At 63.1% G+C, this 21,445-nt stretch carries 22 protein-coding genes; 14 read left to right on the top strand and 8 right to left on the bottom strand.

The window, feature by feature from the left end; translation table 11 throughout:
- Positions 1-43 precede the first annotated feature (43 nt).
- Positions 44-370: a DUF190 domain-containing protein gene (locus C2L64_RS28430; protein WP_039902230.1), complete on the bottom strand. Its 327-nt coding sequence runs from the start codon at positions 368-370 to the stop codon at positions 44-46.
- A gap of 193 nt (positions 371-563) precedes the next feature.
- Between C2L64_RS28430 and C2L64_RS28425 the strand changes: the two genes are divergently transcribed.
- Positions 564-1,376: a class I SAM-dependent methyltransferase gene (locus tag C2L64_RS28425; protein WP_009770374.1), complete on the top strand. Its 813-nt coding sequence runs from the start codon at positions 564-566 to the stop codon at positions 1,374-1,376.
- On the opposite strand, the gene C2L64_RS28420 is transcribed toward C2L64_RS28425, so the two are convergent.
- The 4 genes from C2L64_RS28420 to C2L64_RS28405 form a co-directional block, all read right to left on the bottom strand.
- Positions 1,373-1,954, bottom strand: a complete 582-nt coding sequence (locus tag C2L64_RS28420) for a TetR/AcrR family transcriptional regulator (RefSeq protein ID WP_009770375.1) — start codon at positions 1,952-1,954, stop codon at positions 1,373-1,375. The two genes, C2L64_RS28425 and C2L64_RS28420, sit on opposite strands and share 4 nt — an antisense overlap.
- Positions 1,955-2,028: 74 nt before the next feature.
- A complete protein-coding gene (locus C2L64_RS28415) occupies positions 2,029-3,708 on the bottom strand; it encodes an ATP-dependent DNA ligase (RefSeq protein ID WP_009770376.1) in 1,680 nt (559 codons plus the stop codon).
- Positions 3,705-4,781: a ligase-associated DNA damage response exonuclease gene (locus C2L64_RS28410; protein WP_009770377.1), complete on the bottom strand. Its 1,077-nt coding sequence runs from the start codon at positions 4,779-4,781 to the stop codon at positions 3,705-3,707. The genes C2L64_RS28415 and C2L64_RS28410 overlap by 4 nt, the downstream gene beginning before the upstream one ends.
- A 184-nt stretch (positions 4,782-4,965) precedes the next feature.
- On the bottom strand, positions 4,966-5,370 hold the full coding sequence (locus tag C2L64_RS28405) for a hypothetical protein (protein WP_009770378.1): 405 nt from the start codon (positions 5,368-5,370) through the stop codon (positions 4,966-4,968).
- 211 nt (positions 5,371-5,581) lie between these two features.
- On the opposite strand from C2L64_RS28405, the gene katE reads away from it, so the two are divergent.
- Positions 5,582-7,684: a catalase HPII gene (gene katE / locus C2L64_RS28400; RefSeq protein ID WP_009770379.1), complete on the top strand. Its 2,103-nt coding sequence runs from the start codon at positions 5,582-5,584 to the stop codon at positions 7,682-7,684.
- A gap of 84 nt (positions 7,685-7,768) precedes the next feature.
- On the opposite strand, the gene C2L64_RS28395 is transcribed toward katE, so the two are convergent.
- Positions 7,769-8,116, bottom strand: a complete 348-nt coding sequence (locus C2L64_RS28395; protein WP_009770380.1) for a DUF3564 family protein — start codon at positions 8,114-8,116, stop codon at positions 7,769-7,771.
- 333 nt (positions 8,117-8,449) lie between these two features.
- Here C2L64_RS28395 and C2L64_RS28385 point away from each other — a divergent pair, with 333 nt between their 5' ends.
- The 10 genes from C2L64_RS28385 (at position 8,450) to C2L64_RS28340 (ending at position 18,273) form a co-directional block, all read left to right on the top strand.
- On the top strand, positions 8,450-9,415 hold the full coding sequence (locus C2L64_RS28385) for a LysR family transcriptional regulator (protein WP_009770382.1): 966 nt from the start codon (positions 8,450-8,452) through the stop codon (positions 9,413-9,415).
- Positions 9,416-9,645: 230 nt separating this feature from the next.
- A complete protein-coding gene (locus tag C2L64_RS28380; protein ID WP_009770383.1) occupies positions 9,646-10,137 on the top strand; it encodes a cupin domain-containing protein in 492 nt (163 codons plus the stop codon).
- Positions 10,138-10,163: 26 nt separating this feature from the next.
- Positions 10,164-11,159 (top strand): hypothetical protein, encoded by a 996-nt coding sequence (locus C2L64_RS28375; RefSeq protein WP_009770384.1) that lies wholly within the window; start codon positions 10,164-10,166, stop codon positions 11,157-11,159.
- A 91-nt stretch (positions 11,160-11,250) separates the two neighbouring features.
- Positions 11,251-12,714 carry an aldehyde dehydrogenase family protein gene (locus C2L64_RS28370; RefSeq protein ID WP_007733299.1) on the top strand — a complete coding sequence of 488 codons (1,464 nt, stop codon included), beginning with the start codon at positions 11,251-11,253 and terminating at the stop codon, positions 12,712-12,714.
- A gap of 33 nt (positions 12,715-12,747) precedes the next feature.
- On the top strand, positions 12,748-13,806 hold the full coding sequence (locus C2L64_RS28365; protein WP_009770385.1) for a maleylacetate reductase: 1,059 nt from the start codon (positions 12,748-12,750) through the stop codon (positions 13,804-13,806).
- 64 nt (positions 13,807-13,870) lie between these two features.
- Positions 13,871-14,761 carry an intradiol ring-cleavage dioxygenase gene (locus tag C2L64_RS28360; RefSeq protein WP_009770386.1) on the top strand — a complete coding sequence of 297 codons (891 nt, stop codon included), beginning with the start codon at positions 13,871-13,873 and terminating at the stop codon, positions 14,759-14,761.
- On the top strand, positions 14,758-15,111 hold the full coding sequence (locus C2L64_RS28355; protein WP_009770387.1) for a Rieske (2Fe-2S) protein: 354 nt from the start codon (positions 14,758-14,760) through the stop codon (positions 15,109-15,111). The genes C2L64_RS28360 and C2L64_RS28355 overlap by 4 nt, the downstream gene beginning before the upstream one ends.
- A gap of 86 nt (positions 15,112-15,197) precedes the next feature.
- Positions 15,198-16,145 (top strand): ABC transporter ATP-binding protein, encoded by a 948-nt coding sequence (locus tag C2L64_RS28350; protein ID WP_009770388.1) that lies wholly within the window; start codon positions 15,198-15,200, stop codon positions 16,143-16,145.
- On the top strand, positions 16,142-16,903 hold the full coding sequence (locus tag C2L64_RS28345; protein WP_007733315.1) for an ABC transporter permease: 762 nt from the start codon (positions 16,142-16,144) through the stop codon (positions 16,901-16,903). The genes C2L64_RS28350 and C2L64_RS28345 overlap by 4 nt, the downstream gene beginning before the upstream one ends.
- Before the next feature lie 131 nt (positions 16,904-17,034).
- Positions 17,035-18,273 (top strand): sensor histidine kinase, encoded by a 1,239-nt coding sequence (locus C2L64_RS28340; RefSeq protein WP_007733317.1) that lies wholly within the window; start codon positions 17,035-17,037, stop codon positions 18,271-18,273.
- A gap of 62 nt (positions 18,274-18,335) precedes the next feature.
- Here C2L64_RS28340 and C2L64_RS28335 read toward each other — a convergent pair whose 3' ends face one another.
- Positions 18,336-18,461 (bottom strand): MFS transporter small subunit, encoded by a 126-nt coding sequence (locus C2L64_RS28335; RefSeq protein WP_007733319.1) that lies wholly within the window; start codon positions 18,459-18,461, stop codon positions 18,336-18,338.
- A 22-nt stretch (positions 18,462-18,483) separates the two neighbouring features.
- The gene (locus tag C2L64_RS28330; protein ID WP_007733321.1) at positions 18,484-19,887 is read right to left on the bottom strand and encodes an L-lactate MFS transporter; all 1,404 of its coding nucleotides are present in this window, start codon (positions 19,885-19,887) and stop codon (positions 18,484-18,486) included.
- Between the two features lie 602 nt (positions 19,888-20,489).
- Here C2L64_RS28330 and C2L64_RS28325 point away from each other — a divergent pair.
- Complete coding sequence (locus C2L64_RS28325) at positions 20,490-20,705, top strand: hypothetical protein (protein ID WP_007733323.1); 216 nt, start codon at positions 20,490-20,492, stop codon at positions 20,703-20,705.
- 24 nt (positions 20,706-20,729) lie between these two features.
- On the top strand, positions 20,730-21,410 hold the full coding sequence (locus C2L64_RS28320; RefSeq protein WP_090838433.1) for a GntR family transcriptional regulator: 681 nt from the start codon (positions 20,730-20,732) through the stop codon (positions 21,408-21,410).
- Positions 21,411-21,445 lie beyond the last annotated feature (35 nt).

Below are 21,445 nucleotides of genomic sequence, written 5' to 3'. Positions count from 1 at the left end.
GTGCGTCGCTGTGTGCGTCAGACGTGAAGCAGATTACGCGCTTTCACGGGACACCGCTGCCGAGCACCTCGTAATCGACGGCGCAGCGCGTATAGAAGAGCGGCACGCTGCCGTGCCGCAGGCGGTCGAGCAGCGCATCGACGCGCTCGCTTTCTCCCGCGAGCGTGATGGCGACAGGCTGATCGGCGAGTTCGACAAAGCGCGCCGCGTGATATTTGCCGTGCACGTCCACGCATTCGCTGACATCGACGACCGTCGCGCCATGGATGCCCGCTTGCCGCGCTTCGTCGAGTATCCAGCCGACCGTCGTCAGATGGTGCTTGCGCGGGCCGGTCGTGGCCGCGAACACGGTGAGCTGGCTGCCTTGCATGCCGACCTCCATTCGCTGTGCGCTGTCGTGCGAGAACCATTATCGCGCGGTGAACGCGCGCGCGACAGTCTCGCAAGAGCGATGCCCGTTTGCCTTGCGAATGGTCATGATTACGGCACGAGGCGACCGCTGATCGATGCGGCAGTGCGTCATAAGCGCGATCATTTGCTCGCGCGTAAATGGATCGTTCACAATGAAGAGCTTCGATACTGAGATTACCGATATGACCGACCCCACGCCACATGTTCATCACGCCGCGTCGGAAGGCTACACGAAGGGCGCGAATACCTATGCGAAGGGCCGCCCGGACTATCCGCCGGAACTGGCAGGCTGGCTGAAAGGCGATCTGGCGCTCGGGCCGGGCAAGACGGCCGTCGATCTCGGCGCGGGCACGGGCAAGTTCACGCCGCGTCTCGTCGAAACGGGCGCGAGCGTAATCGCCGTCGAACCTGTTGCGCAGATGCGCGAAAAAATCGCCGCTGCACTGCCGCAAGTCGATGTGCGCGAGGGCACTGCGCAGCGCTTGCCGCTCAACGACGCATCCGTCGATGCCGTGCTGTGCGCGCAGTCGTTTCACTGGTTCGCGACGCCCGCTGCGCTTGCCGAGATTCGCCGCGTGCTGAAACCGGGCGGACATCTCGGGCTCGTGTGGAACGTGCGCGATGCGCGCGTGCCGTGGGTCGAGCGGCTCGACGCGATCGTCAACGCGCGCGAAGGCGATGCGCCGCGCTATCACACGGGCGAATGGCGCAATGTGTTCCCGTTCGAGGGCTTCGGTGATCTGGAAGAGCGGCACATGCCGCACGGGCACACGGGACCCGTCGAAGATGTGATCGTGACGCGCGTGCACTCGACGAGCTTCATTCTCGCGTTGCCGCCCGAAGAGTGGGCGCAAGTTGAGCGCGAGGTGCGCGCGCTGATCGCGTCGGAACCGGCGCTGGCCGCGCACGATACGGTGACGGTGCCTTACGTCACGTACGCGTATCGGCTGAAGCGAGTGGGTTAGTGCTTGCGCACCAGCGCATCGACCAGTGCGAACGCCGTCTGCCTGAGCTTCTTCGGATCGCCGTAGACGCGTTCCATCACCGCGATTCCGCGCGTCGTCGTCACGATCAGGTTCGCTGCCTGCTGCGGCGGTAGCGTCAATTGCGCGCGTGCTTCTTTCGTGTCGAGCACGCTCAGGAGGGCCGCTTCGAGCGCATCGAGCATGGCCTGCAACGCTTCGCGCGGACGCGGCGAGTCGGGTTCGATCTCGACGGCCGTTTTCGTCGACAGGCAGCCGCGCGTGGGCGTGCCCTGCGAGATCGAGCGGATCGCGAAGGTGAAGAACGACGTCAGCGCGTCATGCAGATCGGGCTTGTCGAGTGCCTTGCGCGCGTCCGCGACGAAACGTTGCGCATAGCGTTCGAACACGCGCATGAAGATCTCTTCCTTGTCGCCGTATGCGTTATACAGCGAGCCGCGCTGCACGCCCGTCGCTTCGGCGAGGTCCAGCATCGACGTGGCGCGAAAGCCTTTGCGCCAGAAGACGTCCAGCGCGTGCGCGAAGGCGTCGTCTTCATTGAACTGACGAACTCCTGCCATGGTTTGCCTCGGTCCTGGAAATGCCCAAAACCGTATTTTGACACCATTGGCTAGCATGCACAAAAATGCGGACATCAACGCGCGCGTTCGCGTTCGTCGATGAAACCTTTGAGCGTCGCCAGCGTGTCGGCGTCGTCGATGTGTTTGTCGGTGCGCCAGCGCAGCATGCGGGGAAAGCGCACGGCCACGCCCGACTTGTGGCGTGGACTCGCCTGAATGCCTTCGAAGCCGAGCTCGAACACGAGCGTCGGCGTGACGCTGCGTACGGGGCCGAACTTTTCGACGGTGGTCTTGCGCACAATGGCATCGACCTCGCGCATCTCCTCGTCGGTGAGGCCCGAGTACGCCTTCGCGAAGGGCACGAGCGTGCGCACGCCGTCGGCCTCGTCCCACACGGCGAACGTGAAATCCGTATAGAGGCTCGCGCGCCGGCCGTGGCCGCGTTGCGCGTAGATCAGCACGGCATCGACGGCATACGGGTCGATCTTCCACTTCCACCAGGTGCCCGACGCCTTGGTTCGTCCCACGCCATACATCGACGTGCGCTCCTTCAGCATCAGACCTTCGACGCCGCGCGCGCGGCTCTCGTCGCGCGTCGTGGCAAGCGTGTTCCAGTCGCGCGCGTCGACGAGCGGCGATACGCGCAGAGGGTCTTTCGCGAGCGTCGCGCCCAGTGCATCGAGCCGCGCGCGCCGCTCGTGCAGCGGTTGCATACGCAGATCGTCCCCGTTCGCTTCGAGCAGGTCGTAGGCGAGAAACGTCGCGGGCGATTCGGCGAGCACGCGCTTCGTCAGCGACTTGCGTGTGATGCGCGGTTGCAGCCGCGCGAACGGAAGCGGCGCGAGCGCGCCGGGTTCCCACGCGAGTATTTCGCCGTCGAGCACGGTGCCGTCGGGCAGCGTCTCACCCAGGGCGACGACTTCGGGAAAGCGGTCCGTGATGAGGTCTTCGCCGCGCGACCATACCCACACGCGGCCATCGCGTCTCACCACTTGCGCGCGGATGCCGTCCCACTTCCATTCGGCGAACCACGACGACGGATCGCCGAGCGTCGCGGGATCGACCTGCAACGGATGCGCAAGAAAGAACGGATAGGGCAGGCCGAGTTCGCTTTCATGGCGGCTATGCGCGGTTTGCGCATCAGCGCTTGCGTCGCCGGAAGGCGCGGGCGCGATCAGGCGAAGATAGCGCGCGGCGTCGGGCGGCTGGCTCGAATCCGTCCAGCCGACCATGCGCTGCGCGATCAGCTTGTGATCGACGCCCGCCACATCGGCGAGCGCGCGCACCACGAGTTGCCGCGCCACGCCGACACGAAAGCCGCCGCCGATCAGCTTCGTCAACAGAAAGCGGCCGCTCCAGTCGAGTTCGTCCCAGTACGCGACGAGCCGCTCGCGCAGCGCTTCCGGCGAAGCACCACGCAGCGTCAGGATGCGTTCCTCGATCCACTGCGTGAGTCCAAGCTCCGACGTGCGCGCGGCGGGCGGCAAGACATGCGCGATGGTCTCCGCGAGATCGCCGACGGCCTGATACGACTCTTCGAACAGCCACTCGGGCAGGCCGGCGCGGGTGCGCGCGATGTCGGTCAGCAGACGCGTCGGCACCGACTGGCGCGGCTTGCCGCCCGCGAGAAAATACGACGCCCACGCGGCGTCTTCGGGCGGCGCGGCGTGGAAATAGGTGATCAGCGCATCGAGCTTGTCGCGCGTCGACGTCGTGGCGTCGAGCGCGGTATAGAGCGTGGCGAAGTGCTTCATGATGCGTCGGGCGTCGATGCGTCGGCGCTCATTGCGGGCTCGCTTTCGCTGGCCGCCGCTGCGTCTGCTTCGATTGCATCGTCGCCATACTCGGTTGCGAACGCGCCCGCTTCGAGACCTTGCTCGCGCAGCCAGCGCACTATCGGCTCGACCTGTCCATGGGTGACGATCACGCGCTGTGCACCCGTCGCGGCGATGGCCGTTTGCAGGCCGGGCCAGTCGGCATGATCGGACAACACGAAGCCGTGATCGACGCCGCGCCGCCGGCGCGTGCCGCGCAGACGCATCCAGCCCGACGCGAACGCGTCGCTGTATTCGCCGAAGCGCCGCAGCCAAGCGCTGCCTTGCGCGGACGGCGGCGCGATCACGAGCGCCTGTCGGAAGGCCTCTTTGTTCTTCGCGGGAATCTCGCTGACGAGGCGCACGGGCGGCAGCGCGACACCCGCTGCGCGATACGCGCGATTCAACGGATCGACGGCGCCGTGACAGAAGATCGGGCCGATGCCCGCATCGATGCCTGCGAGAATATGCTGTGCCTTGCCGAACGAATAGCAGAACAGCACAGAAGCGCGACCCGTGGCCGCGTTGTGGCGCCACCAGCTGTCGATGCCGTCGAACACTGTTTGCGGCGCGTCCCAGCGGTAGATGGGCAGGCCGAAGGTGGACTCGGTGATGAAGGTATCGCAGCGCACGGGCTCGAACGGCGCGCAAGTGGGATCGGCGTCGAGCTTGTAGTCGCCGGATGCGACCCACACTTCGCCGCGATATTCGACGCGCACCTGCGCCGAGCCCAGCACATGTCCCGCCGGATGCAGCGACACGTCGACGCCGTTGATCGTGATGCGCTCGCCATACGCGAGCGTTTGCAACGCGATGCCCGGCAGCCGCGACTGCAGCACGAGCGAGCCGGGTTCCGCGGCGAGATAGCGGCGATGCCCGAAGCGTGCGTGATCGGCGTGGGCATGCGTGATGACCGCGCGCTCGACTGGCCGCCACGGATCGATATGGAAGTCGCCTGGCGGGCAGTACAGGCCTTCGGGACGCGCGACGATCAGGTCTGTCTGTTGGCTCAAAGCTTGTCTCCGCGAATAGCCGGGCGGTGTCTGCAGGCGTGTGCCTGTGCATCAATGGACTCGCGCGAGTCGGCGGAAGTTCATCGCGCGCGTCGACCGAAGCGGGCCGCAGGAAACGCAAAGCGCCCCGGCGTCGATATGACGCCGGGGCGCGTGAACAGCGGTTCCTACGATTCGAAGGGCATCACTGGCCGCCTTGGTTCGTGCCGTTCGTGCCCGGTTGCATCTTGCCGTTCTGCTGCATCGTGCCGTTGTTCGAACGGTTCATGCCCGCGCTATTCGGCGTCGAGCCCGTGCCTGTTCCCGCGCCGCCGCCTGTCGCGGTTGTGCCCGGCGTACCGTAGCCGCTGTCGTTCGTGCTGCCGCGCTGCACGCGGTTCACGCCTGCGCCGGGCGTTGCCACACCGCCTGCGCCACCCGCGTTGCCACCGCCCGCGCCCACGCCGTTGCCGGATGAACTGCCGCCTGCGCCGTTACCGCCGCCAGCAGCACCGCCGCCGCCCGCGCCGCCTGCCGCTTGAGCATAGACGCCGCCGGACAAAGCCATGACCAGGGCAGTAGCAAGTACCTTCTTCATCGTGCGTTTCATGGTCGAACCTCCCAGGATGATTTGATTGTCACGAGTCGGTGTTGTTGACCCGCCCGTGGATTCATTAGCGCAAACCCCGTGCCGCGCAATCTGCACGACCGACTCGTCGTGAGTCACTTGCGTCTGGAACGGTGCTTGCGGAGACCCTTTGACGATGCAGGCGCAGACGCCCCGTGCGTCGCGCGGTTTTTCAGGCAAAGGAGCCCCACAGATGGCAAACAAGCAGCGTAACCAGCAGCCTTCCGCGCCGGCGGAAGATCTCAAGTCGAAGGATCTCGAACGCTCTCGCGCGCGTCCGCAAAACGAAGCGCTGCGCACGAACCAGGGCGTGAAGATCGCGGATAACCAGAATACGTTGCGCGCGGGTCCGCGCGGTCCGTCGTTGCTGGAAGATTTCATCATGCGTGAAAAGATCACGCACTTCGACCATGAGCGCATTCCGGAGCGCATCGTGCATGCGCGCGGCTCGGCGGCGCACGGCGTGTTTCAGGTCTACGAACCGATGACCGAATACACGAAGGCAGCCTTTTTACAGGACCCGTCAGTGCAAACGCCCGTGTACGTGCGCTTTTCCACCGTGCAGGGCCCGCGCGGTTCCGCCGATACCGTACGCGACGTGCGCGGCTTCGCGACGAAGTTCTACACGTCGGAAGGCAATTACGACCTGGTCGGCAACAACATGCCCGTATTCTTCATTCAGGATGCGATCAAGTTTCCCGACTTCGTGCATGCCGTGAAACCCGAAGCGCCGAACGAAATGCCGACAGGCGGCTCGGCGCACGACACCTTCTGGGACTTCGTGTCGCTCGTGCCCGAGGCTACGCACATGGTGCTGTGGACGATGTCGGACCGTGCGATCCCGCGCAGCCTGCGCACGATGGAAGGCTTCGGCGTGCACACGTTCCGCTTCGTCAACGCGAAGGGCGTGTCGCGCTTCGTGAAGCTGCACTGGCGGCCCGTGCTCGGCTCGTATTCGTTGCTGTGGGACGAAGCGCAAAAGCTCGCGGGCAAGGACCCGGACTTTCACCGGCGCGATCTGTGGGAAGCGATCGAGCGCGGCGACTATCCGGAGTTCGAGCTGGGCGTGCAGATCATCGAAGAGAAAGATCAGGATTCGTTCGGCTTCGATCTGCTAGATCCGACCAAGCTCGTGCCCGAGGAGATCGTGCCTGTGAAGATCATCGGCAAGATGACGTTGAACCGCAATCCGGACAACTTCTTCGCCGAAACCGAGCAGGTCGCTTTCCATCCGGGTCACGTCGTGCCGGGTATCGATTTCAGCAACGACCCGCTGCTGCAAGGGCGGCTGTTCTCGTACACGGATACGCAGATCAGCCGGCTTGGCGGCCCGAACTTCCATGAGATCCCCATCAATCGTCCCGTCAGCCCGAACATCAACAACCAGCGCGACGGCATGCACCGGCAGACGATCAACGTTGGTCAGGCTTCGTACGAGCCGAATTCAGTCAGCGACGCATGGCCGAAGGAAACCGATCCCGCTGCAAAGGATGGCGGTTTCGAGAGCTACGCCGAGCCGATGGAAGGCACGAAGATCCGCGTGCGCAGCGAATCGTTTGCCGATCATTTCTCGCAGGCCGCGCTGTTCTATCAGAGCATGAGCGACGTCGAGAAAGAACATATCGCGCTCGCGTATCAGTTCGAGCTGGGCAAGGTGACAAAGCCGGAGATTCGCGCGCGCGTGGTCAACGAGATTCTCGCGAACTTCGACGCGGGCCTCGCGGCGACGGTGGCTGAAGGTCTCGGCTTGCCTAAGCCCGGCAAGGGCGCGCGGCCAGCGGGCAAGCAAAAGCCTTCGCCAGCATTGAGCCTGCTGAACCGCGGCGTGCCCGGCATCAAGACACGTAAGATCGCGGTGCTCGCCGCGCCGGGCAGCGATGGCGCGGCCATCAAGAGCGTGCAGGTGGCGCTGAAGTCGCAGGGCGCGACGCCGTTGCTGGTCGCGCCGACACTCGCGCCCATCGACGGCATGAACCCCGACGCGACGATCTCCGGCATGCCGTCGATCATGTTCGATGGCGTGGTGGTCGTGGGCGGCGCGCAGGGCACAAAGGCGCTCGCGCAATCGGGCGACGCGCGCCACTTCGTGCTCGAAGCTTTCCGGCATCTGAAGGCCATCGCGGCAACGGGCGCGGGCAAGGACGTGTTGAGCGCGTCGCATCTGCCCGAGAAAGGCGATGGCGTGTTCCTCGGTGACGACGGCAAAGTCGAGGCGGTGTTGAAGCCGTTCATCGAAGCGGTGGGGCAGCATCGCGTGTGGGCGCGTCGGCAGATGGCCGAGACCGTGCCCGCGTGAAGCAAGCGACGTGCGCTCAGGCGTAGAAACGCCGTTGCTGCCATCGTGCAGCAACGGCGTTTTTTATCGAGCGGGGGAAAGCGGCTAACGGCGCATCGAAAGCGAGCCTTCACGCTCGACGGCCTGCAAGCGCCAGAAGCCCGCGACGGCGTCGGGCCGCGAGTGCGAGATCCACGTCGCCTGGCCTTGTGCCGACGTCATGTTGCCATGCCGGTCGAGGCGCACGCCGTACAGCGCGACGAGCGGCGCTTCGCTGCCGCGCGCGCACAGCGACATGACGTGCCCATCCTCGCGCACCTCACCCGACGACGGCAACTCGACGCCGCGTCGATCCTGCGACGTCCACGCGTGGTTGATCGTGTCGAGCCACAACACCGCGTAGTCGTGATTGACGGTCGGGTCGGATGTATTGATCAGAATCGACAGACGCATGAACCCTCCATGTCCGCAAGATTGCAGCCGCCCGGACCTCGCGGCAGGGCAATGGCTTTCGCCTTGTAAAGCAACGGCTGTTCCAGGTTCTGGGATTTGCTCGCGTTCGCGGTGCGGCAAGGCCGGCCGACAGGATGCGCGCTGTTGCGCCGCACAGTGTTCTGTACAAACTGCACGGCGGCATTGCCGTTTTTACGCGGCATCCTGATTCGCCGCGCATCGCGATGCCGCGCGCGAAAAAACGTACACTCACCGTATTAGCGGAAACGGCCTTCTTCATGCCATGCAGCAGAGAACGGTCCGTCATTCAGCAGGCGTTGCACAGGAGACAGCATGGATCTGTTCATGTCGATGGAAGCGTTCGTGCGGGCCGCCGAGGCCCAGAGCTTCGCGAGCGCCGCACGCCAGCTGGGCGTGGCGAAATCCGTCGTCACGTCGCGCGTGAAGCAGCTCGAAGAGCACTTCGGCGTGCCGCTCTTTCATCGTTCGACGCGCGCGGTGCGTCTGTCGGAGATCGGCGAGACCTATTACCGGGAATGCGCCGAACTCGTCAACAAGGTCCACGATCTGTCCGGCCGCTCGGCCGCGCAGCACGAGTCGCTGTCGGGCACGCTCAATGTCCATGTATTGCCAGGTTTCGCGCTCGGTCATTTTTCGCGTGCGCTGATCGAGTTTCGCGAGGCACATCCGCGCATCGAGTTCGTCGTGACGGTCAACGACCGCGTGATCGATCCCGTGCAGGAAGGCTTCGATCTCGCGTTGCAGATCTATCCGCCCGCGTCGAACCTGCTCGTCGAGCGGCGGCTCTTTCCCGTGCGCGGCGTGCTGTGCGCGGCGCCCGGCTACCTGAAGGAAGAGCCCGTGATCGAAACGCCGCTCGATCTGCTGCGGCATGATTTCGCGCGTTACTCGTACTACCCGTGGGGCGACAAGTGGCCGCTGATGAAGGGCAACGAATGCTTCGAAATCGCGCTGAATCCGGTGCTGAAGACCAACAGCGTGCACTTGCTGCTCGAATTCGCGCGGGCGGGCGCGGGCGTCGTCTATCTGCCGACAATGGTCGCCGCCGCCGATCTGCTCGAACGCCGGCTGGAGCGCGTGCTGCCCGATTACGCGGCGCCGCCGCTGTGGCTGTCGGCCGTGTACCCCGCCTCGCATCGCTCGACGGCGAAGGTGAAGGCGTTCGTCGACTTCCTGCGCGGGCGCTATCTGCGCGAGCCGCAATGGGACAAGGCGCTCGGCATCGCGCCCGACGATGAAGATACGAAGAGCGTCGGCGAAGAACTCGCCGACCAGTGAGCGCCGCGCGGGCCACGCGGGCCACACGTCCCGCTCTGCCCGCCCCGCAGGCCTGAACGAGGACGCCAGGTAATTTCCCTGGGGTCTTCTGCCCGCACCCAGCGTTCTGATTTGCCGAACCTCGGATCATTGCTGTTGCGCCTCCCGGCACTTACTCTTGCGTCCATGGAATCACGCAAGACCACGCAAGACGTGGCCGACAGAATCAACGCAGATTCAAGGAGGCAGACATGCAGCAGACCTGGTTGGGGAGTCTCGACAACTACCGTAAAGGCTCCATCGAAATCATCAAGGGCAAGCCCGAGCACTACGCGATGTCGAATGTGTTCGAAGTTGCGAACCATGCCGCGCCGTACGAGAAGATCGTGGTCGGCAAGAACCTCAAGTACGTGATCGAAACGCTGCGGGCGGAAGGCGCGTCGCCGTGGTTCACGGCATCGCACGACGAGTTCTGCGTCGTGATGGATGGCGAGATCGACGTGCATTTCATCAAGCCTTCGGACGGCCCGCTGGTCGATGCAGAAACCGAGGGCAGTGTGCGGCTCGACGGCACGCCTTCAGGAAAGAGCATGGGCTTCGTGCGGTTGCGCCGCGGTCATCAGGCGCTGTTGCCCGCGGGCGCCGCGTATCGCTTCGAGACGGCAGGACAAGGCGTGCTGCTCGTGCAGACCATTCTGGGCCGCTATTCGGTCGAGAAGTGGAAAGACATCTGCATTCAGTAACGCACAACCTTTTTCTGGAGTCGGTCATGAGCACAGTCAATACGCTGCAAAACGTCAGCGCAGGCGAGCCGGATGCCGCCACGGGTTATCGCACGTTCCGCCTCGGCGATTTCGAGTTTTCACGCGACGCCTACTTCGTCACCATCAAGTGGCCCGCGAAAGGCCAGCAGCGCTCGCATCAGATGCACGCCGACGACTTCCTTCGCGCGATGATGCGCGACGTCGCGTGGGGCTTCTTCTACGGCTGGGTCAATTTCGACGAAGTGATCGGCACGCGCAATCACTACGGCAAGGTCGACATGTATGCGGGCGCGTATAACGCGAGCTTCCGCGACGCCGCCGTCGATCATACGCAGCAGTTCGACACGCCCGTCATCATGGCGACCTTCAAGGCGATTCTGCGGGACTGGGTCAACGAAGGCTTCGACCCGTTCGCCGCGCCCGAAGAGACGGGTTCCGCATTCGGCGCGAAGCATGGCGACAACATCGCGGCGATCGAACGCACGCGCATTGCCACAAAGCGCATGCCGGGACTGGAGGGCGATTCGCCGCTGCGCGACGATTTCCCCATTAATCGACAATTCGCCGATGTCGCGCAGGACGAGCCGGAAATTCACGCCGCGCCCGGTTTCGAGAACGAGTTGCACGCGTTCAGCCTGTTCAAGTATTTGTCGCGCTCGGATGTGACGTGGAATCCGTCGGTGACGTCGGTGTGCAAGCAAAGCCTGTTTTGCCCGACGACGGAAGAATTCGTGCTGCCCGTGTTTCATGGCAACGATCGCGTCGAGTGGTTCCTGCAACTGTCGGATCAGATCATCTGGGATGTCGCCGACAAGGACACGGGCGAGCCGCGTGCGCGCATCACGATGAACGCGGGCGACATTGCCGCGATGCCCGCCGATATCCGCCACAAGGGCTATTCGCAGAAGCGTTCGATGCTGCTGGTGTGGGAGAACGCGACGCCCGATTTACCGAAGCGATACGAGAGCGGTGAACTGCCGCCGTATCCGATTCAGCTCTAAGCACTTCCTTTGGTGGTCTCCGAAACACGGCGCTGGCTAGCCGGCGCCGCGGGGACGCTCACGCCCAAACGCCTCATCGAGCAGGACTGACATGCAAACGCAACTCTTCATCGACGGCCGCTTCGTGCCATCGCTCTCGGGCGAAACACTCGCCACGCTCAATCCTCACGACAACTCGGTGATCGCCGAAGTCTCGATGGCGAATCACGCCGACGTCGATCGTGCCGTCGCTGCGGCGAAAGCGGCGTTCCCGAAGTGGAGCAACATGGCGGGCGCCGAGCGCGGGCGTCTGCTGCTGAAGCTCGCCGATGCGATCGAAGCGAATGCAGACCGGCTCGCACGCCTCGAATCGATCGACACGGGTCATCCGATCCGCGACACGCGCAATCTCGACGTGCCGCGCACGGCGGCGACGTTCCGCTATTTCGGCGGCATGGCCGACAAGTTCGAAGGCTCGGTGATTCCCGTCGAGCAGGGTTTTCTGAACTACCTGACGCGCGAGCCGGTGGGCATCGTCGGGCAGGTGGTGCCGTGGAATTTTCCGCTGATGTTCACCAGCTGGAAGATGGCGCCCGCGCTCGCAGCGGGTAACTGCGTGATCATGAAGCCCGCCGAACTCACGCCGCTTTCCAGTCTCGCGATTGCCGAGCTGATGGCCGAGGTCGGTTTTCCGCCGGGCGTCGTCAATATTCTGCCGGGGCTTGGGCACGTGACGGGCCAGTACATCGCCGAACATCCGGAGATCGGCAAGGTCGCGTTCACCGGCTCGACGGCTGTGGGGCGCAAGATCGTGCAGGCGTCGAGCGGCAATCTGAAGAAGGTGCAGCTCGAACTGGGCGGCAAGGGCGCGAACGTCGTGTTCGGCGACGCGAATATCGATGCCGTCGTGCAAGGCTCCGCGTTCGGCATCTTCCATAACCAGGGGCAGGCGTGCATCGCCGCGTCGCGGATGATCGTGCATGAGTCGGTCGCGGACGAAGTGCTGGAGAAGTTCGTTGCGCTCGCGCGTTCAATCCGTATCGGCGATCCGCTCGACCCGTCGACGGAAATGGGCCCGCTGACTTCGCGGCAGCATCGGGACCGCGTGCTGTCGTATGTCGATATCGCGCGCGAGCAGGGCGGACGCGTGCTGTCGGGCGGCAAGTCGCCGGACAATGCGGCGCTTGCGAACGGCTGCTATGTCGAGCCGACCATCGTCGAAGCGAAGCCGACTGATCGTGTATCGCAGGAAGAAGTGTTCGGCCCGTTCATGAGCGTGACGACCTTCCGCACCGACGAAGAAGCGCTCGCCATTGCGAACGGCACGGAATACGGCCTCGGCGCGGGCCTGTGGACGCGCGATCTGCAACGCGCGCACCTCATTGCACGCGAGATTCATAGCGGCATGGTGTGGGTCAACTGCTACAAGCGCGTGAGCCCGGGTTCGCCGTTCGGCGGCGTCGGCGCGAGCGGCTATGGGCGCGAAATGGGCTTCGAAGCGATGCGCGAGTACACTCAGGCCAAGTCGGTGTGGATCAATGTCGATGCGCAGATCCCGCCTTATTATCCGCGCTGAATTGTGCTAAAACCGTGCTGGAACGCTAACTCCATGGAACCGTTCGTCTATCAGGGCTTGCCTTCGCGCGTCGTATTCGGCGTCGGCAGTCTGGATCACCTAGGCCGCGAGATCGAATTGCTCGGCGCGCAACGCGCCATCGTGCTGTCGACGCCGCAGCAGCGCGCACAGGCCGAGCAACTCGCGGAACGCATCGGGCCGCGCGCGGCGGGCGTGTATGCGGAAGCCGTGATGCACGTACCCGCCGAAACGGCGCGTGCAGCACGCGATTACGCGGCGCATGTCGGCGCCGATTGTGCGATTGCCATCGGTGGCGGTTCGACGACGGGCCTCGGCAAGGCAATCGCGCTCGAAACGTCGCTGCCCATCATTGCGATTCCGACTACTTACGCCGGCTCGGAAATGACGCCGATCTACGGCCTCACGGAAAGCGGCGTGAAGAAGACGGGCCGTGACTTGCGCGTGTTGCCGAAGACGGTCATCTACGATCCGTCTTTGACCGTATCGCTGCCGCCCGCGCTTTCTTTGACGAGCGGCATCAACGCGATTGCGCATGCCGCCGAAGGTCTCTATGCGCAGGACGCGAATCCCATCATGAGCCTGATGGCGGAAGAGGGCATACGCGCGTTGGGCGAAGGCTTGCCGCACGTGATGAAGACGCCTGACGATCTCGATGCGCGCGCCGCGTGTCTTTATGGCGCATGGCTGTGCGGCGCGGTGCTGGGCAGTGTAGGCATGTCGCTGCATCACAAGCTGTGTCATACGCTTGGCGGCACGTTCAATCTGCCGCATGCCGAGACGCACACGATCGTTTTGCCGCACGCGCTCGCGTACAACCGCGCGGCGGCGCCGCACGCGATGCAGCGTATCGCGCGCGCCCTGCATGCGGACGATGCCGCGCAAGCCGTGTACGATCTCGCGCGCGACAACGGCGCACCGATTGCGCTGAAGGACATCGGCATGAAGGAAGGCGATATCGATGTCGCGCTCGATCTCGCGTTGAAGAGCCCTTATTGGAATCCGCGCGCGGTGGAGCGCGAGCCGCTTCGCGCGTTGCTGGAAAATGCTTACGAAGGACGCAGGCCCGCATAGCGCAGGCGCTATATCCGTGACGCAATGAACAACGCAACCAGCGCCCAGAGAGCGTGAGGACATCATGAGAGAGACAAACAGCAACAGCGCAGTTCACCCGACTACCGACATCGTGCTCGCCACGCTTTCGGGCTGCGCCGACGCGCGCCTGAAAGAGATCATGACGGCGTTGATCAAACACGTGCACGCGTTTGCCGAAGAAGTGCAACTGACGGGCGACGAATGGCGGCGCGGCATCGAGTTCCTCACGCAGACGGGCAAGAAATGCGACGGCATCCGGCAGGAGTTCATTCTGCTGTCGGACACGCTCGGCCTGTCGATCATGCTCGACGCGATTCATCGTCAGCACGACGTAACGGAATCGGCTGCCACGGAGCACAGTCTGCTCGGGCCGTTCTATCGCGAAGGCGCGCACGACGAAGCGTTCGGCGCGAACATCGCCCGCACGGAAGGTGAGCCGGCGCTGTTTCGCGGGCGGCTGATCGACGAGTCGGGCAAGCCCGTTCCGAACGCGCTGATCGAAGTGTGGGAAACGGCCAATAACGGCATGTACGAAGGACAGGACCCGGACCAGCCGGAGAGCAATCTGCGTGGCCGGTTCCGCTCGGGGCCGAACGGCGAATACGCGTTCCGTTCGATCAAGCCGACGCCCTATCCGATTCCGACGGACGGTCCCGTTGGCCAGATGCTGCTCGCGCTCGGCCGTCATCCGATGCGGCCTGCGCATGTGCATTTCCTGATCCAGGCGCCCGGCTACGACACCCTCACCACGGCGCTGTTCAGTTCCGACGATCCGTATGTCGATTCCGATGCGGTGTTCGGCGTGAAGCCTTCGCTCGTGGTCGAATACGTGACGAACGAGAGCCGCGCCGACGCGAAGGAGTGGGACTTGCCGAGCCCGTTCTTCGACGTGCAGCGCGACTTCGTGCTGACGCGCTCAGACGAAGCGGCATGATGATGACGGCCACGGCACTATGTCCGCTCGATGACATTCCCGATGGCGGCGGCAGGCAGATCGCGCCTGCCGAAGGGGGCGAGGTTGCCATCGTCGTGCTGCGCCGCGGCGATCGCGCGTGGGCCTATCGTAATGTATGCCCGCATTTCTCGATCCCGCTCAACTACGAGCCGGACACGTTCTGGACCTATGACAGTGAGCATCTGATGTGCGCGCATCACAGCGCGATGTTCCGCTTCGAGGACGGTATGTGCGTCGATGGGCCTTGCCTTGGCGCAGCGTTGACGCGCGTGCCCGTGCGCGTCGAAGCGCGGATGGTGATCGAAAGTCAGGAAGACGACGGTGTTTGACGAATCCGTGCGCATGGGCGCCGCTGGAACATCAAATCGGGCAGAGTAACGGCGTGGCGGGGCGGTATCTGCTATCGTTCGCGTCTATGCTACCCATCATCTCGGTCTCGAATCTGTCGAAGACATACGCATCGGGTTTCCAGGCCCTCAAGCGTATCGACCTCTCCATTCGCCAAGGCGAAATCTTTGCATTGCTCGGGCCGAACGGCGCGGGCAAGACCACGCTCATCAGCATCATCTGCGGCATCGTCAATGCGAGCGAAGGCACCGTGACCGTCGACGGCCGCGATATCCGTAACGACTACCGCGCGGCGCGCTCGCTGATCGGGCTCGTACCGCAGGAACTGACCACGGATGCGTTCGAAACCGTCTGGGCGACGGTCTCGTTCAGCCGCGGCCTGTTCGGCAAGCCGAAGAACCCGGCGCATATCGAACAGGTGCTGCGCGATCTGTCGCTGTGGGAGAAGCGCAATAGCCGCATCATCCAGTTGTCGGGCGGCATGAAGCGGCGCGTGCTGATCGCCAAGGCGTTGTCGCACGAGCCGCGCATCCTGTTTCTCGACGAGCCGACGGCGGGTGTCGACGTCGAACTGCGCCGCGACATGTGGAAGCTGGTGCGCTCGCTAAGCGCGAACGGCGTGACGATCATCCTCACCACGCATTACATCGAAGAAGCTGAAGAGATGGCCGACCGCATCGGTGTGATCAACGGTGGCCAGATCATGCTCGTCGAAGACAAAGTGGAGTTGATGCGCAAGCTCGGCAAGAAGCAGTTGACGCTGCAACTCGAAACGCCGCTCGCGAGCATTCCGGCGTCGCTGGCGGACTATGGGCTGGAGCTTGCAAACGACAACGGCGAACTGATCTACACGTACGACGCCGAACGCGAGAAGAGCAGCAGCATCGTTGCGCTGCTCAACGATCTCAGCGAAGCGGGTATCCGCTTCAAGGACCTGCACACGACGCAAAGCTCGCTCGAAGACATTTTCGTGAGTCTCGTGCACAAACAACAACAAGAGGAGAGCGTGCGATGAACATCCATGCCATCCGCGCAATCTACCGCTTCGAATTGGCGCGCACCGGGCGCACGCTGATGCAGAGCGTGATCGCGCCCGTCATTTCGACGTCGCTCTATTTCATCGTGTTCGGCTCGGCGATCGGCTCGCGCATCCGCGAAGTGGAGGGCATCAGCTACGGCTCGTTTATCGTGCCGGGGCTCATCATGCTGTCGCTGTTGTCGCAGAGTATTTCCAACGCGTCGTTCGGTATCTATTTTCCGCGCTTCACGGGCACCATTTACGAATTGCTGTCCGCGCCCGTGTCGTATCTGGAGATCGTGATCAGCTATGTCGGCGCGGCGGCGACGAAGTCGATCATTCTCGGTCTGATCATTCTGGCCACGGCGGGTTTGTTCGTGCCGTTGCAGGTGCAGCATCCCGTCTGGATGATCGCGTTTCTCGTGTTGACGGCCGTCACCTTCAGTTTGCTCGGCTTTATCATAGGCATTTGGGCCGACAACTTCGAGAAGCTGCAACTCGTGCCGCTGCTCATCATCACACCGCTGACGTTTCTCGGCGGCAGTTTCTACTCGGTCGCGATGCTGCCGCCCGCGTGGAAAATCGTCACGCTGTTCAATCCGATCGTCTATCTGGTCAGCGGCTTTCGCTGGAGCTTCTTCGGGCTGGCGGATGTCAGCGTCGGCATCAGTCTCGGCATGACCGCGCTGTTTCTTTGCATCTTCCTTGCAGTGATCGCTTGGATATTCAAAACGGGCTATCGCCTGAAGTCGTAGTACGATGAACGTCGTTGGCGTGAAGCCGACATGGGAGCGGGCTGGTGTATGCGGGCAATGCGCAGGCAATGTCGCATCGCAGCCGTTCGATATCGCAGCACGACGCTTTGGGCGAGACGCGAGCGACAACCATGGCCACGACGCAATCACGACCGCTCGGCGCATTCGCCGCGCACATCCGCAATAACGAGGTCGAGCTGACTGAACGCTGGCTGAAGGCCGTGTTCAGCGATGTCGAGCTGACGGACCACGACCGTCTGACAAACGAGCAATTGACGGACCACGTACCCGACATTCTCGATTCCATGTGTAGCGCGCTCGAGCAGCAGGACCTCGAAGAGGTCGAGCCCGAAATCGAGCGCAAGGCGAAGCTGCACGGCAAGATGCGCTGGAAGCAGGGCTACCGCATCGACGAACTCGTGCGCGAGCTCGATCTGTTCCGCCAGGTGCTGATGGGCGCGGTCGTGCAGTACGCGGAGACGCATCCCGCCTTTACGCGGCGTCACGAAGAACGTGCGCGCTATTTCATCGACGAGGCCGTCAGCTTCGTCACGCTGACGTCGATACGTGAAGTCGTCACTGAACGCGATCGCAAGATCGACGAATATACGGGGCGGCTCGAGCGCGCCAATCACGAACTGCTTCTCAAGCAGAAACTGGTCGGCGAACTGTACGAGTCGCGCATGCAGATCACACGCAGCGTCGTGCACGATCTGCGAAACTTTCTCAATGTGTTTTCGATGGCGTTGCAGCTCGTCGCGCGCGCGCCGGCAAAAACCGAGGCCGCGCTCGCGCTCGCGAACCGGCAGGCCGCCGATATGAAGGTGCTGGTCGATGAACTGGTCGAGTATTCGGTCGTACTCGGCGACACGAATCAGGCCGCTGTCGAAACCGTCGATCTGCACGCGCTGTTCAACGAACTGGTCGCTTCATGCGGCCCTGCTATCCGCGAGAAAGGGCTCAAGCTGAATGCATCGTTCGACGGGCAACTGGCGTCCGTGCAGTCGAACCGCCTCAAGCTCAAGCAGATCGCGATCAATCTGCTGACGAATGCGTCGAAGTACACGAAGGCGGGCGAGGTCACGCTGGAAATCAGGGCGCGCGGCAACGACGCATGGTGTCTGCGCGTGTCGGATACGGGCGTGGGCATCGGCGCATCGGATCGCGACCGCGTGTTCAAGGAATTCGAGCGCGCCAATGACGACGACGTGCCGGGCGCGGGTCTCGGCCTCGCTATCGTGAAAGAGCTGTGCCGGATGCTGGATGGTGAGTTGCGCTTCGACTCGCAGCGCGGCGTCGGCACGACGTTCGAGATCACGTTCCCGATGCAGCTTCCGTCCGCCGGAACCGCGGACGCGCAAAAGTTCTAGCGCAATAAAAAAGGCCGGGCAGCGATGCCCGGCCTTCTTCAAACTGCGGTGCTGAAATCGGCTCAGCCGAACAGCTTCATCGCCTGCAGCAGCGTGTTCACCACGCCCCACGTCAGCGGAATCAGCACATACACCCAGAACACGGCGAGCAGGCCCTTGTTCGTCGGATGAGCGGTTTGCGTCGACATTGTGTTTCTCCTTTGTCTGACCTTATTTGGCGGCCGCGAGTTGCGCGTCCGTCATGTGATGCTTGTCGTGCACGTGCTTGACGCGCAGGTTGCAGATGAAGCCGATCACGAGCAGCACCGTCATGATGTGCACGGTCATCGTGTACGCGTCCGCTTTCGCAACGCCATGCGCGACCTGATAGGCACGGATGTAGTTGACGAGCACGGGGCCCGCGACGCCCGCTGCCGCCCACGCCGTCAGCAGACGCCCGTGAATGCCGCCGACGAATGCCGTGCCGAACATGTCCGCGAGATAGGCGGGCACGGTCGAGAAGCCGCCGCCGTACATCGACAGGATCACGCAGTAGCACAGCACGAACAGCGCGATGTTGCCCGTCGACGCGAAGCTCGGCACGAGCCAGTACAGCACGGCGCCCAGCGCGAAGAAGATGAAGTACGTGTTCTTGCGGCCCACGTAATCCGACGCCGATGCCCACACGAAGCGGCCACCCATGTTGAAGAGCGACAGCAGGCCGACAAAGCCCGCAGCAGCAGCGGCCGTCACCGTGTCCTTGAAGCTTTCCTGGATCATCACGGAAGCCTGGCCGAGAATGCCGATGCCGGCCGTCACGTTCAGGAACAGCACCAGCCAGATCAGATAGAACTGGGGCGTCTTCAGCGCCTGGTCGATGTGCACATGGTTGCGCGTGATCATCTTCTGCGTCGTGGTCGCGGGCGGCGTCCAGCCGGCCGGCTTCCAGTCGGCGGGCGGCACGCGGATCGCGAGTGCGCCGATCGACATCGAAATGAAGTACGCGATGCCGAGCACGATGAACGTTTCAGCCACGCCGATGCTCGTTGCGCTCTTGAAGTGGTTCATCAGCGCGACGGAGAGCGGGGCGGCGATCATCGCGCCGCCGCCGAAACCCATGATCGCCATGCCCGTCGCCATGCCGCGACGGTCCGGGAACCAGCGGATCAGCGTCGACACGGGCGACACGTAACCGAGCCCGAGCCCGATTCCGCCGATCACGCCATAGCCGAGATACAGCAGCGCGATCTGGTGCGTCCACACGCCGATCGCCGAGACGATGAAGCCGCCGCCGAAGCAGCACGCGGCCGTAAACATGGTGCGGCGCGGACCGACTTTTTCGAGCCACTTGCCGGCAAACGCCGCCGACAAGCCGAGGCAGACGATCGCGAGCGAGAAGATCCAGCCGAGCGTGGTCAGCGACCAGTCGTCCGGCGCGGACTGCGTGACGCCGATGACTTTGGTGAGCGGCCCGTTGAACACGGAGAACGCATAGGCCTGGCCGATGCACAGGTGCACGGCGAGGGCGGCAGGCGGCACCATCCAGCGGGAAAAGCCAGGTTGGGCGATCGTTGCCTGTTTTGAAAAGAATGATGGCGAGCTGGCGCTACCGCCGGGCTCAGTGATGCTGCTCATGGTCGGTCTCCGATCGGGCTAAACGTCTGGTTATCGGTTGCAATTGCCAAAACTTGAGGTAGCGCAAATTTCAATAGATATGCTGGGCTGCAGCATATTCAGAAACGTGCTACCGGGAGGCCAAATTCGGCAATGGCGAGACGATAGGTGCACGCGACCGGCTTGGCAATATGAGAATTAAGTGCATATGGAAACCGCTGGGACCGTTGTGCGTAGCGGGATACAGCGTTTTCAAGCGACATGCCGCCGCAGGTGACCGCGTGACGCGCCCCACGCTCGTATTCATTTCAGGGCGGAATCGGTACGAGCGTGCAGATTGCTGCGTTAGCACATAGAAAGGCTCGAACGGGTTTTTTGAAATGGCGTTCTGCCCTCGTTTTGCTGTTGACGAACCGTTCTAGAAGTACAGTTCGCCGCACGGGGAAAAAGTACAGTAAGCGCTGGGACGGCCAGCCATCGCGGTTCCGGGCCCGGCGTGCTACGTTGGGATTGTTGCGGCCGCTGAACAACTGTATCTGATATACCACATACAAGATACTTGATTTTTTCCGCGACGCAGCATATGATTGAGTCATCGAATCACTCAATGACGGGAGCATCAAATGGATTTCGTGTCGCTTGCATTCTTCGCCGTTGCTGTCGTGGGCCTGGGTTCGGCCGCAACCGTGCTGCTGACCAAGTGGATTCCGCAGCATGTCGCCGAGCTGGCATCGAAGCACGGCCGTTATGTCGGTCTCGAAGCGGCCACGGTGCGTGAAGCTACGCCGTACCGCTCGCGTGTCGAAGCCGCGATGAACGCGGTCGGCTCGTCGAACTAAGCAGTGTCCACACCCGCACTGAACCTGCCTCTGGCGCTGCAGCCCATCGGCAACAGCGCCAGCCTCCGCGATCAGGCCTACGCGTTATTGCGTCAGGCCATCGCGGATGCCGACATTTACGCGTCGAGCGAAGAGATTCGCCTCGATGAGCGCGCACTGAGCGAATCGCTGGGCGTGAGCCGCACGCCCGTGCGCGAGGCGATGACGCTGCTTGAGCAGGAAGGTTTTCTGCGCATGGTGCCGAGACGCGGCATCTATATTGTGCGCAAGAGCAAGCGTGAGATCGTCGAGATGATCCAGATGTGGGCCGCGCTGGAAAGCATGGCGGCGCGTCTCGCTACGCTGCACGCAACCGACGAAGAAATCGCGCGGCTGCGTCACATGTTCGACCAGTTCCGCGATTCGACGCCGGCCGAACATATCGCCGAGTATTCGGACGCGAACATCGCGTTCCATCAATCCATCGTGCAGTTGTCGAAGTCGCAGATCATTCTCGACACGATCAAGAACATCTTTATCCACGTGCGCGCCATTCGTCGCATGACGATCTCGCAGAGCGACCGCGCGTCGCGCTCGATCGTCGATCATCTGCGCATCATCGAGGCACTGGAGAAGCGCGACACCGAACTCGCCGAGCGTCTCGTGCGCGATCACTCGCTCGGACTGGCGGCTTTCGTCGAAGCGAATTGCGATTTTCTCGACTGAGCGTTGCTGCTCGATGTATCCAAAGGCCAGCGGAA

The sequence above is a fragment of the Paraburkholderia hospita genome, from assembly GCF_002902965.1.
In the GTDB taxonomy this organism is placed as follows: Bacteria; Pseudomonadota; Gammaproteobacteria; order Burkholderiales; family Burkholderiaceae; genus Paraburkholderia; species Paraburkholderia hospita.
This window is presented reverse-complemented; position numbering and strand designations above follow the sequence as displayed.